Annotated in this window: 12 protein-coding genes and 1 tRNA gene; 1 reads left to right on the top strand and 12 read right to left on the bottom strand. The window is 66.1% G+C overall.

Annotated features, from left to right (window positions below):
* Positions 1–46 precede the first annotated feature (46 nt).
* From nuoH to tpiA, 11 genes are all read right to left on the bottom strand, one after another.
* Positions 47–1,138 (bottom strand): NADH-quinone oxidoreductase subunit NuoH, encoded by a 1,092-nt coding sequence (nuoH, locus tag AC04L7_RS04420; protein WP_296282663.1) that lies wholly within the window; start codon positions 1,136–1,138, stop codon positions 47–49.
* Positions 1,135–3,369, bottom strand: coding sequence for an NADH-quinone oxidoreductase subunit NuoG (gene nuoG / locus AC04L7_RS04415; RefSeq protein WP_435999257.1), 2,235 nt, complete (start codon positions 3,367–3,369; stop codon positions 1,135–1,137). Before nuoG ends, nuoH begins: the two co-directional genes overlap by 4 nt.
* Positions 3,366–4,736, bottom strand: coding sequence for an NADH-quinone oxidoreductase subunit NuoF (nuoF, locus tag AC04L7_RS04410; RefSeq protein ID WP_475512581.1), 1,371 nt, complete (start codon positions 4,734–4,736; stop codon positions 3,366–3,368). Before nuoF ends, nuoG begins: the two co-directional genes overlap by 4 nt.
* Positions 4,737–4,740: 4 nt before the next feature.
* On the bottom strand, positions 4,741–5,268 hold the full coding sequence (gene nuoE, locus AC04L7_RS04405; RefSeq protein ID WP_296282660.1) for an NADH-quinone oxidoreductase subunit NuoE: 528 nt from the start codon (positions 5,266–5,268) through the stop codon (positions 4,741–4,743).
* Positions 5,265–6,569 carry an NADH-quinone oxidoreductase subunit D gene (locus AC04L7_RS04400; protein WP_296282659.1) on the bottom strand — a complete coding sequence of 435 codons (1,305 nt, stop codon included), beginning with the start codon at positions 6,567–6,569 and terminating at the stop codon, positions 5,265–5,267. Before AC04L7_RS04400 ends, nuoE begins: the two co-directional genes overlap by 4 nt.
* Positions 6,566–7,291, bottom strand: coding sequence for an NADH-quinone oxidoreductase subunit C (locus AC04L7_RS04395; RefSeq protein WP_296282658.1), 726 nt, complete (start codon positions 7,289–7,291; stop codon positions 6,566–6,568). Before AC04L7_RS04395 ends, AC04L7_RS04400 begins: the two co-directional genes overlap by 4 nt.
* 45 nt (positions 7,292–7,336) lie before the next feature.
* Positions 7,337–7,891: a NuoB/complex I 20 kDa subunit family protein gene (locus AC04L7_RS04390; protein ID WP_162108535.1), complete on the bottom strand. Its 555-nt coding sequence runs from the start codon at positions 7,889–7,891 to the stop codon at positions 7,337–7,339.
* Positions 7,882–8,238: an NADH-quinone oxidoreductase subunit A gene (locus tag AC04L7_RS04385; RefSeq protein ID WP_162108536.1), complete on the bottom strand. Its 357-nt coding sequence runs from the start codon at positions 8,236–8,238 to the stop codon at positions 7,882–7,884. Before AC04L7_RS04385 ends, AC04L7_RS04390 begins: the two co-directional genes overlap by 10 nt.
* A gap of 304 nt (positions 8,239–8,542) precedes the next feature.
* Positions 8,543–8,627, bottom strand: a tRNA-Leu gene (locus AC04L7_RS04380).
* 47 nt (positions 8,628–8,674) lie between these two features.
* Positions 8,675–9,121, bottom strand: a complete 447-nt coding sequence (gene secG / locus AC04L7_RS04375) for a preprotein translocase subunit SecG (protein ID WP_435999262.1) — start codon at positions 9,119–9,121, stop codon at positions 8,675–8,677.
* Positions 9,122–9,179: 58 nt separating this feature from the next.
* A complete protein-coding gene (tpiA, locus tag AC04L7_RS04370; protein ID WP_296282656.1) occupies positions 9,180–9,938 on the bottom strand; it encodes a triose-phosphate isomerase in 759 nt (252 codons plus the stop codon).
* Between the two features lie 109 nt (positions 9,939–10,047).
* Between tpiA and AC04L7_RS04365 the strand changes: the two genes are divergently transcribed.
* Positions 10,048–10,860: an SDR family NAD(P)-dependent oxidoreductase gene (locus tag AC04L7_RS04365; protein ID WP_435999264.1), complete on the top strand. Its 813-nt coding sequence runs from the start codon at positions 10,048–10,050 to the stop codon at positions 10,858–10,860.
* Between the two features lie 139 nt (positions 10,861–10,999).
* Here the strand turns inward: AC04L7_RS04365 and AC04L7_RS04360 are convergent.
* Positions 11,000–11,867 (bottom strand): isopenicillin N synthase family dioxygenase (locus tag AC04L7_RS04360; RefSeq protein ID WP_475512580.1); only part of this gene is annotated, 868 nt, incomplete at its 5' end.

Here is an 11,867-nt window from a genome sequence, read left to right as displayed (position 1 = left end):
CCAGCAGCATCAGGCTCTTGAAGTAGTGCACAACCTTGCTCATGTCTTACACACCCTTCTCGAACACGCCGAAGAACACCAGCAACGCCGTCACCGCGATCCAGACGATCGTGAGCGGGATGAACACCTTCCAGCCAAGACGCATGATCTGGTCGTAGCGGTAACGCGGGAAACTGGCGCGGAACCAGATGTAGGCGCTGGCAAAGAACAGCACCTTCAGCAGCAGCCAAGGCCAGCCGCCGGTCCAGACCCAGTTGATCCAGGGCGACACGTCGGCCGTGATCCAGCCCTGCAGCGGGCTGAGCCAGCCGCCGAGGAAGAACAGCGACACCAGGAAGCTCACCAGGATCATGTTGGCGTATTCGGCCAGGAAGAACAGCGCGAACGCCGCACCCGAATACTCGACCATGTGGCCGGCGACGATTTCCGATTCGCCTTCCACCACGTCGAACGGCGAGCGGTTGGTTTCAGCGACGCCGGAGACCCAGTAGACGATGAAGAGCGGGAACAGCGGCAGCCAGAACCATTCGAAGAAGCCGGAATCGCCCGACTGCGCCATCACGATGTCGGTCAGGTTCAGGCTGCCGGCGGCGATCAGCACGCCCACCAGCGCGAAGCCCATCGCAATTTCGTAGCTGACGACCTGCGCGGCCGAGCGCATCGCACCCAGGAAGGCGTACTTCGAGTTCGACGCCCAGCCCGCGATGATGATGCCGTACACGCCCAGCGAGGTCATCGCCAGCAGGTACAGCAGGCCGGCATTGGCGTTCGACAGCACCAGCTGGTAATCGAACGGCACCACTGCCCACGCAGCGAACGCCGGCGCCAGCGTGATGAGCGGCGCCAGGATGTACATCGTCTTCTGCGCGCTGCTGGGCTGGATGATTTCCTTGAACAGCAGCTTGAAGACGTCCGCGAACGCCTGGAAGATGCCCATGCCCACGTACATCGGGCCATGGCGCACATGCATCCAGCCGATCAGCTTTCGCTCCCAGACCACGTAGAACGCGACCGAGATGATCACCGGCATGGCGATCGCCAGGATCTTCAGCACGATCCACAACACCATGCCGATGTCGCCCAGCCCGAAGAACCATTCGCGCAGCGGGCCGACCGCGTTGATCAGCAATTCATTCATGCGCTCACCACCGTGACGCGTCCGGCGCCCAACGGTGCCGTGGCACCGTAGCCGCTCTCGATCCAGGCGGCACCCGCGGCCACGCGGGCGTCCACCACCACCGGCAGCGAGGCCGTGCCGATGCCATTGCCGACCTTGGCGACCTGGCCCTCGGCGACGCCGGCGGCCTGCGCATCGGACGGATTCAGCACGATGCGGTCGCCGACGTTCAGCGGATGCGCCTGCAGCGCTTCGGCACGACGGACCGTCCCGTCGGTGCGGTAGATCGCTGCGGTGACGGCCAGTTCCAGGCCTTGGCCAGCGGCGTCCGGCGCGGCGGACTTCGCCACGGCAACCGGCCTGGTGCCGGCGATGGCTGCACGCGCGCCCGCGATGTCGGTGAACTCGAAACCGGCCAGCTGCAGCTCGCCACCGAGGGCGCGGAGCACCTTCCAGCCATCACGCGCCTCGCCCGGCAGCTTGCCGGCGGCTTGCGTGCGCTGGTCCTTGCCGTCCAGGTTGGTCAGCGTCGCGTCGATTTCAGGCAACAGACCGATCGGCAGGATCACATCGGCCACGTCGCGCGTGGACTTGCAGGCGAAGTGGCTGAACGCCACGACCTTCGACGAGGCCAGCGCCTTGGTGGCAGCCGGCGTATCGGCAAAATCCAGGCCCGGTTCGATGCCGTAGATGACGTAGGCGTTGCGCGGCTCGGCGAACATGCCGGCCACGTCGCGAGCACTCGGCAGCACGCCCTGGCGCGCGAGGCCTACCGCGTTCGCACCCTGGGGGATGCGGCACAGCGAGGCGCCGGTCGCGGCAGCGAAATCGGCTGCGGCACCGCGCAGCGCAGCGGCCTGCGGATGGTTCTCGACCATGCCACCGACGATCACGACGGCGCGGTTGGCGGCCTTGGCGACGTCGCGCAGCGCAGCGTCATTGAGCACGCCACCGAGCTGCGACGGCGCGACGATGTGCTTCCCGGCCAGGCTGAATGCGAAATCGAAATCGACCGGATTGACCGCATGCACCTTGGCCCCCTTGCGGACGGCCTTGCGGATGCGCTGGTGCAGCAGCGGCAACTCGTGGCGGATGTTGGTGCCGAACAACACGATGACATCGGCCTGCTCGATCTCCGCCAGCGGCAGCGCGAACGGTTCGGCGACGGCGCCATCGGAGAAATCGCGGTTGTTGATGCGGTGGTCCAGGTTGCCGGTACCGAGCCCTTCGGCCAGCTTCGCCAACAGGCCGCCCTCCTCGTTAGACACCGCCGGGTGCACCAGCACGCCCAGGCTGTCGCCGCGGTTCGCGCGCAGGATCTCGGCGGCGGCGGACAGGCCCTCGGCCCAGGAGACCTCGCGCCACTCGCCATCGACCTTCTGCAGYGGCTTCACCGCGCGGTCGTCGGCATAGAGGCCCTGGTGCGAATAACGGTCGCGATCCGACAACCAGCATTCGTTGACGGCTTCGTTCTCGCGCGGAACGGTGCGCAGCACCTGGCCGCGGCGCGAGTGATAGAACACGTTGGAGCCCATCGCGTCATGGAAGCCGATGGATTCGCGCGCAATCAGTTCCCACGGACGGGCGCGGAACTGGAACACCTTGTTGGTCAGCGCGCCCACCGGGCAGACGTCGATGACGTTGCCGGAAATTTCGGTGGTCAGCGGCTTGCCGTCGTAGGTGCCGATCTGCAGGTTCTCGCCACGGTACATGCCGCCCAGCTCGTACGTGCCGGCGACGTCCGCGGTGAAGCGCACGCAGCGCGTGCACTGGATGCAACGGGTCATCTCGGTGGCGACCAGCGGACCGATGTCCTCGTCCGGCACCACGCGCTTGCGTTCCTGGAAGCGGCTGACCGAACGGCCGTAGCCCAGCGACAGGTCCTGCAGCTCGCATTCGCCGCCCTGGTCGCAGATCGGGCAGTCCAGCGGATGGTTGATGAGCAGGAATTCCATCACGTTGCGCTGCGACTTCAACGCCTTGTCGCTGCGCGTGGCGATCTTCATGCCGTCCATCACCGGCGTGGCGCAGGCCGGTGCCGGCTTTGGCATCTTCTCGACTTCCACCAGGCACATGCGGCAGTTGGCCGCGATCGGCAGCTTCTCGTGGTAGCAGAAGCGCGGGATCGGGATGCCGGCCTTGTCGGCGGCCTGGATGATCATCGAACCCTTGGGCGCGGCCAGCTCCTGCCCGTCGATGAAGACGGTGACGTGGTCCGGCGGCAGGTTGGGATTCACGGGCTGCGCACTCACGCGGCCACCTCCAGGTTGGAACGGACGACCTTGCCGTCTCGCTCGTCGTCGACGAGGAAACGCTTGTTGACGATCGCGTATTCGAATTCGTGCCAGAAGTGTCGCAGCATGCCCTGCACGGGCCACGCCGCGGCTTCGCCGAACGCGCAGATGGTGTGGCCTTCGATCTGGCCCGCCGCCGCGCGCAGCGTCTGCAGGTCTTCGATCGTGGCCTTGTGCTCGGCCACGCGGGTCAGCATGCGGTACATCCAGCCGGTGCCTTCGCGGCACGGCGTGCACTGGCCGCAGCTTTCCTTGTAGTAGAAGCGCGCGATGCGCTGGCACGCACGCACCATGCAGGTGGTGTCGTCCATCACCACGACGGCACCCGAACCCAGGCCGGAACCGGCCTTCTGGATGCTGTCGTAGTCCATCGTCAGGCCCATCATCACCTCGCCCGGCAGTACCGGCATCGAGGAGCCGCCCGGGATGACCGCCTTGAGCTTGCGGCCTTCGCGCATGCCGCCGCACAGCTCGAGCAGCTCGGCGAACGACGTACCCAAGCGGATCTCATGATTGCCCGGCTTCGCCACGTGGCCGGAGACCGAGAAGATCTTGCAGCCGCCGTTGTTCGGCTTGCCCAGATTCATGAACCACTCGGCGCCGTTGCGCACGATGGCCGGCACCGAGGCATACGTCTCGGTGTTGTTGATSGTGGTSGGCTTGCCGTASARGCCGAAGYTSGCCGGGAACGGYGGCTTGAAGCGCGGCTGGCCCTTCTTGCCTTCCAGCGAYTCSAKCARCGCGGTTTCYTCACCGCAGATGTAGGCRCCCGCGCCGAGCGCGTTGTACAGGTCGATGTCCACGCCGGAGCCGAGGATGTTCTTGCCCAGCCAGCCGTGCTTGTAGGCCTCGGCGGTGGCTTCCTCCAGATGCTCGAAGGGCTCGTGGTGGAACTCGCCGCGCAGGTAGTTGTAGCCCACGGTCGAACCGGTGGCGTAGCAGGCGATCGCCATGCCCTCGATCACCGCATGCGGGTTGTAGCGCAGGATGTCGCGGTCCTTGGCGGTGCCCGGCTCGGATTCGTCCGAGTTGCAGAGGATGTACTTCTGCATGTCGCCCTTCGGCATGAAGCTCCACTTCAGGCCGGTCGGGAAGCCGGCGCCGCCGCGGCCGCGCAGGCCGGACTGCTTGACCATCTCGACGACGTCGGCCGGCGGGATCCTCTCTTCGATGATCCGGCGCAGCGCGGAGTACCCGCCGGTCTTCAGGTAGTTCTCGTACGACCACGGCTTGTCGAAATGCAGCGTGGTGTAGACGGCCTGGTGCTCCTTCGGAGCAGGACCGACCGGGCCGTAGCCTTCGGAATAGTGTGAATGGCCTGCCATGCGCTTACTCCAGCCCGTCCAGCAGCTCGTCGACCTTCGCCGGCGTCAGCTTCTCGTGGTAATGGCCGTTGATGACCACGACCGGCGCGCCGCAGCAGGCGGCCACGCACTCTTCTTCGCGCTTCAGGTACACGCGGCCGTCGGCCGTGGATTCGCCCAGCCGGCAGCCGAGCTTCTTCTCCGCGTGAGCGACCAGGTCCTCGGCGCCGTTGAGCCAGCAGCTGATGTTGGTGCAGAAGGCGACATTGTTGCGGCCGACCTTCTCGGTCTCGAACATCGAGTAGAAGCTGGCGACCTCGTACGCCCACACCGGCGGCAGGTCGAGGTACTTGGCGACGGCGGCGATCAGCTCGTCGGTCAGCCAGCCCTGGTTCTGCTCCTGCGCGGCATGCAGGCCCTGCAGCACCGCCGAGCGCTTGCGGTCCGGCGGGAACTTGGTCAGCCAATGATCGATGTGCGCGCGCGTCTCGTCGCTCAACGCCACCAGCGGATCGACGTTCTGCGCCGCTTCGAAATTACCCGTGGCCCTCATCGGTCCACCTCACCAAAGACAAGATCATAGGTACCGATCATCGCGACGACGTCGGGGAGCATGTGGCCGCGCACGATCTCGTCCATCGAGGACAGGTGCGCGAAACCCGGCGCGCGCAGCTTCACGCGGAACGGCTTGTTGGCACCATCGGAGACCAGGTAGCAGCCGAATTCGCCCTTCGGCGCTTCGACCGCGGCGTAGGTTTCGCCGGCCGGCACGCAGTAACCTTCGCTGAAGAGCTTGAAGTGGTGGATCAGCGCTTCCATGTCGTCCTTCATCTCCTCGCGGGAGGGAGGCGCGACCTTGAAGTTCTGCACCATGACCGGGCCGGGGTTGGCCTTCAGCCACTTCACGCACTGCTGGATGATGCGGTTGGACTGGCGCATCTCGGCCACACGGACCAGGTAGCGGTCGTAGCAGTCGCCATTGACGCCGACGGGGATATCGAAATCGACCGCGTCGTACTTCGCGTAAGGCTGCTTCTTGCGCAGGTCCCATGCGATGCCCGAGCCGCGCAGCATCGCGCCGGTCATGCCCCAGGCGCGCGCCTGTTCGGGCGCGACCACGCCGATGCCCACCGTGCGCTGCTTCCAGATGCGGTTGTCGGTCAGCAGCGTCTCGTACTCGTCGACGCGCTTGGGGAATTCGTTGGTGAAGTCTTCCAGGAAGTCGAGCAGCGACCCTTCACGCGCCTGGTTGAACTGCTTGAGCGCCTTGCCCTTGCGCCAGGGCGACTCCTTGTACTTCGGCATATGGTCCGGCAGGTCGCGGTACACGCCGCCCGGACGGTAGTACGCCGCATGCATGCGTGCGCCGCTGACCGCTTCGTAGCAGTCCATCAGCTCTTCGCGCTCGCGGAACGCATACAGCATGACCGCCATCGCGCCGAGATCGAGCGCGTTGGACCCGATCCACATCAGGTGGTTCAGGATGCGGGTGATCTCGTCGTACATCGTGCGGATGTACTGCGCGCGCTCCGGCGCCTCGATGCCCATCAGGGTCTCGATGGCGCGCACGTACGCGTGCTCGTTGCACATCATCGAGACGTAGTCGAGGCGGTCCATGTAGCCGATCGACTGGTTGAACGGCTTGGATTCGGCCAGCTTCTCGGTGCCCCGGTGCAGCAGGCCCACGTGCGGATCGGCGCGGACGATGGTCTCGCCGTCCATTTCCAGGATCAGCCGCAGCACGCCGTGCGCGGCCGGATGCTGCGGCCCGAAGTTCAGGGTGTAGTTGCGGATTTCCTGCCTGGCTTCAGCAGGATTGCTGGCGAACGCGGCGCCGGATTGCGGATTGCTCATGCCTTGCCCTCACGCGCGGCGGCTTCGCCGGCGGCGGTCTGGTAGCGCGCGTCGTCGCGGATCACGCGCGGCACGCCGACGCGCGGCTCGACCGAAGTGACCGGCTCGTACACGACGCGCTTCTTCTCTTCGTCGTAACGCACTTCGACGTTGCCGATCAGCGGGAAGTCCTTGCGGAACGGATGACCGACGAACCCGTAGTCGGTCAGGATGCGGCGCAGGTCCGGATGGCCTTCGAAGATGATGCCGTACAGGTCGAACGCCTCGCGCTCGAACCAGTTGAGGCCCGGCCACACATCGGACACCGATGCCACCACCGGCAGGCCATCGTCGGGCGCGAAGCAGCGCACGCGGACACGACGGTTGTGCTGGTACGACAGCAGGTGCAGCACGACGGCGAAACGGTTCGGACGCGCGGCGTCGCGCGGACGCTGTTCCCAGCTGAAGCGACCCGGGCCGAAGCCTTCGACGCCGCGGCTGAAGCCCTCGGACGACACGTCCGCGGTATCCCACTCGGCGCTGCCGTAACCCAGGTAGTCCACGCCGCTGATGTCGACGGCCTGCTCGAAGCCGAATTCGTCGCGGAGCGCGAGCGCGACGGCGTGCCACGATGCCGACGGCACTTCCAGGGTGATTTCGCCGCGCGGCTCGGCCACGCTGACCGTGGCGTCCGCGAAACGGGCGCGCAACTGGTCGGTGAAGTTTGCAGCTTGCTCTGCCATGGGGCGTGGCGTGCTCTGGAGGAGGATGTCAGGGGAAAGCAGGAATCAGCGCGCGATGGTCTGCGTACGCCAGATCTTCTTCTGCAGTTGCAGGATGCCGTACACCAGCGCTTCGGCCGTCGGCGGGCAACCCGGCACGTACACGTCCACGGGCACCACGCGATCGCAGCCGCGCACCACCGAGTACGAATAGTGGTAGTAGCCACCGCCGTTGGCGCAGCTGCCCATCGAGATCACCCACTTGGGGTCGGGCATCTGGTCGTAGACCTTGCGCAGCGCCGGGGCCATCTTGTTGACCAGCGTGCCGGCGACGATCATCACGTCGGACTGGCGTGGCGACGGGCGGAACACCACGCCGTAGCGGTCCAGGTCGAGGCGGGAGGTGCCGGCGTGCATCATCTCGACCGCGCAGCAGGCCAGGCCGAACGTCATCGGCCACATCGAGCCGGTACGCGCCCAGTTCATCAGCGCATCCACGCTGGTGGTGACGTAGCCCTTTTCCAGCAGCGGATTGTCGCCTTCGGGGCGCAGGATGTCGTCCACCCGCCCTTCCGGGATCGGGTTGTTCATCAGACGGTCGACGGTCTGGATCACTCCCATTCGAGCGCTCCCTTCTTCCAAACGTAAACGAAGCCGAGGAACAGCATGCCCACGAACAGGCCCATCGTGACCAGCGCACGCGGACCCAGCTCCTGGAACACCAGCGTCCACGGAACAATGAAGATGATTTCCAGATCGAACACGATGAACTGGATGGCGATCAGGTAGTAGCGCACGTCGAACTTCATGCGCGCGTCTTCGAAAGCCTCGAAGCCGCATTCGTACGGGGAGAGCTTCTGGGCGTCGGGACGACGCGGGCCGAGGAAGCGACCGGCCACCATCAGCGCGATGCCGATGCCGGTGGCGACGATCAGGAACAACAGGGTGGGCAGGTAGTTGGCCAGCACTCGCTTGTCTCGTCTTGTCCTATCCGCCGGCGCGCAGGACGCGGCGCGGCATGAATGGGGCTCGCATCGCCCGCCAGCGGCCTTCGCCGCGAGCGACCCGTCGATGCGACCATCGGGCCCACCTTCCGCGGGAGCCCTTCCGCAACACGTACCGGGCGCCCGATGAATCGGCGGGATTGTAACGGTTCGTGAACTCGCTAGTAAACGATTACCGACACGCATCGCCGCCATCGCCAAAAGAAAAAACCCGCCGGAAGGCGGGTTTTTTCGAGGCGGGAGCGACGTTGCCGCCGACCCGCCCTGTTGGTGCCCAAGAGGGGACTCGAACCCCTACGACTTTCGCCGCTACCACCTCAAGGTAGTGCGTCTACCAATTCCGCCACCTGGGCTTTGAACTTCGTGCGATGCGCTCGGCGCCCCGCCATTGTATCCGCGCTCAGCCGCCCTGCGGCGGTGTCGCGGGAGGCGCTTCCGTCGCCGGTGCCGTTTCCTGCGGCGCGGCCGGCACGCTGTTGGCCGGCGCGGCGGGCGTCGGCTGGATCGGCGTGCTCGGTACGGTCGACGGCTTGGGAAGTTCGCCCACCGGCGCGGCGGGCGCGGCCGGCAGGTCGGACATCACGCCGAGGTTCTGCTGCGTGGTCGGGCGCGCGCTATGGGTCGCGTACCACGCCATGAACAGGCTGATGCCGAAAAACGTGATGGCCAGCCACTTGGTGCTCTTGGACAGGAAATTGGATGCACCGCGCGCACCGAACACGGTGCCGGACGCACCCCCGCCGAATCCCGAGCCCGCCTGAGCGCCGGAACCGCGCTGCATCAGCACCAACGCGATGATGGCGATGGCCACCAGCACGTACACCACATTCAGGATCAACATCCACATTTGGAATCAGTCTCAACCGGTTGAGTCGTCCGGCCCCGTTGGGCCGGTCGTGCCGGGGTCATCCCCGACCGGCCGCCGCTCGCGCGATGGCCAGGAAATCCTTGGCGACCAGGGAAGCGCCGCCGACCAGCCCTCCATCGACATCGGGCTGCGAGAACAGTTCCGCGGCGTTGTCGGGCTTCACGCTGCCGCCATACAGAAGGAGCAGCGAGCCGGCGATTCTAGCATCGCGCGCGGCGACTTCGCCACGGATGAACGCATGCACCGCCTGGGCCTGGGCCGGGGTGGCCGTCAGGCCGGTACCGATGGCCCAGACCGGCTCGTACGCGATGACGGCGCCGTCGAACGCCTGCGGACCGGCCAGGTCGAACACGGCCTGCAGCTGTTTCTGGATCCGGAACTCGGTCTGCCCGTCCCTCCGCTGCTGGTCGGTCTCGCCCACGCACAGCACCGGAACCAGGCCTGCGCCCTTGGCCGCGACGAACTTCTTCGCCACGAACTCACTGCTTTCATCGTGGTACTGCCTGCGCTCGGAATGCCCCACCAGTCCATACCGGGCGCCCACGTCGACCAGCATGGAGGCCGATACCTCGCCGGTATAGGCGCCTTTTTCGTTGCTGCTGACGTCCTGGGCGCCGAATGCCACGCCGCGGTCGCCGTAGTCCTCGATGAGCTCGCCCAGGTAGGGGAGCGGGGGAAGGATCAGCAGGTCCACGCCGTCCAGCGGCAGGCCTGCGACCAGTTCGTCCATCAGAGCCGTCGCGAAACCACGGGTGCCATGGAGCTTCCAGTTGCCGGCCACGAGCTTGCGACGCATAAGACCAATTCCTGTCCAGTTCGGGTCGCGCAGTCTAGCCGATGTTGTCCGGCACACCTACCTGCCGCGCTATCGTGGCCGCCTCCGCGCCCTCATGCCAGGACCCGACATGCCCGACGTCTCCCCTGCCCGCACCGCGGGTTACGCCCTGGTCACCGGCGCCTCCAGCGGCATCGGCGAACAGATCGCGCGCGAGTACGCGCGACGCGGCGTACCGCTTGTGCTGACTGCGCGCCGCGCGGAACGGCTGCAGGCGTTGGCCGCGGAACTGCGGGCGCAGGTCGCCGTGGAAGTGGTCGCGGCCGACTTGGCGGAACCGGACGCGCCAGCAGCCCTGGTCGCCGAACTCGAACGGCGGGGCGTGCAGGTCCGCATCCTGGTCAACAACGCCGGCTACGGCATGCCGGGGCGGTATCGCAGCAACGACTGGAGCGCACATGCAGCCTTCCTGCAGGTGATGGTAACGGCCGTCTGCGACCTGACATGGCGGCTGCTGCCCTCCATCCGCGCCTCCGGGCAGGGCCGCATCCTCAACGTCGCCTCGTTCGCGGCGCTGATGCCGGCGGCCGAGGGGCAGACGCTGTACGCGCCTGCGAAGAGCTTCCTGCTGAAGTTCAGCGAGGCGATGGCGCTGGAGAACACCGACCGTGGCGTTCACGTCACTGCGCTATGCCCCGGCTTCACCTATTCCGAGTTCCACGATGTCACCGGCACCCGGTCGCGCATGCGGGTGTCGCCGACGATGTGGCTGCAGGCCACGGAGGTGGCGCGCGCCGGTATCGAAGGTAACGAGCGCGGCGACATCCTGGTCATTCCGGGCTGGCGCTACCAGTTGATGCACGCCATCGTGAAGCTGCTGCCGCACCGCGTGGCGATGGGCCTGATGGCGCGCAACTCGCGCAAGGTGCGGCCGCTGGATTGAAGAAGTAAAGCATCGCGCCCCAGGGCGCTCCTACAGAACACCAGGATTCTGTAGGAGCGGGCCATGCCCGCGATGCTTTTTGCCTGGCGCCACCGCGCATCTCATCGCGGCCGCTTGCTCTCAGCGCGCGAGGCAGCGACTACTTCAGCTTGATCTCGCGCAGACGCTCTTCCAGATAACCCTGCGCCGTGATCGGTTCCGCATAACGCTTTGGATTGTCCGGCGTGATCGTGGACGGCAGCACGTCGATCAGGAAATCCGGATTGGGGTGCAGGAAGAAAGGCACCGAATACCGCGGCTGGCGCGCCTGCTCGCCGGGCGGATTGGTCACGCGGTGCGTGGTCGACGGATACACATGGTTGGTCAGGCGCTGCAGCATGTCGCCGATGTTGACGACGATGGTGTCGGCGTCCGACGTGAACGGTACCCACTCGCCCTGCTTCGACCGCACTTCCAGGCCGGCCGCGCTCGCACCGACCAGCAGCGTGATGAGGTTGATGTCCTCGTGCGCACCGGCGCGCACGTTGGGGATGTCGTCGGCGGTGATCGGGGGATAGTGGATGGGACGCAGGATCGAATTGCCCGAATCGGTCTTGTCGGCGAAATAGGTTTCCGGCAGGCCGATGTGCAGCGCCAGCGCCGACAGCACGCGTGAGCCCAGCTGGTCCAGCGCCTGGTACAGGCCATAGCCATGTTCGCGGAAGCCTGGCACCTCGTCCGGCCACAGGTTCGGCGGCATGACGTCGCGATACTTGGAATCGTCCGCGATCTCGCGACCGATGTGCCAGAACTCCTTCAGGTCGAAATGCTTGGAGTCCTTCGCGGTTTCCACGCCGAACGGCGTGTAGCCGCGCGCGCCGCCGCTGCCCGGGACGTGATACTGCTTCTTCACGTCATCGGGCAAAGCGAAGAAGCGCTTGAACACGTCGTAGGCAGCATCGATCTGCGCCTGCGGGATGCCGTGGTTGCGGATGCCGGCGAAACCCCATTCGCGATACGCCGCACCC

The organism is Pseudoxanthomonas sp. LjRoot204_2 (assembly GCF_056175765.1).
The sequence above is the reverse complement of the archived record's forward strand: the minus strand, read 5'-3'. Positions and strand labels throughout refer to the sequence as shown.

Bases quoted from the DNA above. Each gene is read 5' to 3' on its own strand.
- secG (WP_435999262.1), bottom strand. From the start codon at position 9,121: ATGTGGATGTTGATCCTGAATGTGGTGTACGTGCTGGTGGCCATCGCC.
- tpiA (WP_296282656.1), bottom strand. From the start codon at position 9,938: ATGCGTCGCAAGCTCGTGGCCGGCAACTGGAAGCTCCATGGCACCCGT.
- nuoH (WP_296282663.1), bottom strand. From the start codon at position 1,138: ATGAATGAATTGCTGATCAACGCGGTCGGCCCGCTGCGCGAATGGTTC.
- AC04L7_RS04395 (WP_296282658.1), bottom strand. From the start codon at position 7,291: ATGGCAGAGCAAGCTGCAAACTTCACCGACCAGTTGCGCGCCCGTTTC.
- nuoE (WP_296282660.1), bottom strand. From the start codon at position 5,268: ATGAGGGCCACGGGTAATTTCGAAGCGGCGCAGAACGTCGATCCGCTG.
- AC04L7_RS04365 (WP_435999264.1), top strand. From the start codon at position 10,048: ATGCCCGACGTCTCCCCTGCCCGCACCGCGGGTTACGCCCTGGTCACC.
- AC04L7_RS04400 (WP_296282659.1), bottom strand. From the start codon at position 6,569: ATGAGCAATCCGCAATCCGGCGCCGCGTTCGCCAGCAATCCTGCTGAA.
- AC04L7_RS04390 (WP_162108535.1), bottom strand. From the start codon at position 7,891: ATGGGAGTGATCCAGACCGTCGACCGTCTGATGAACAACCCGATCCCG.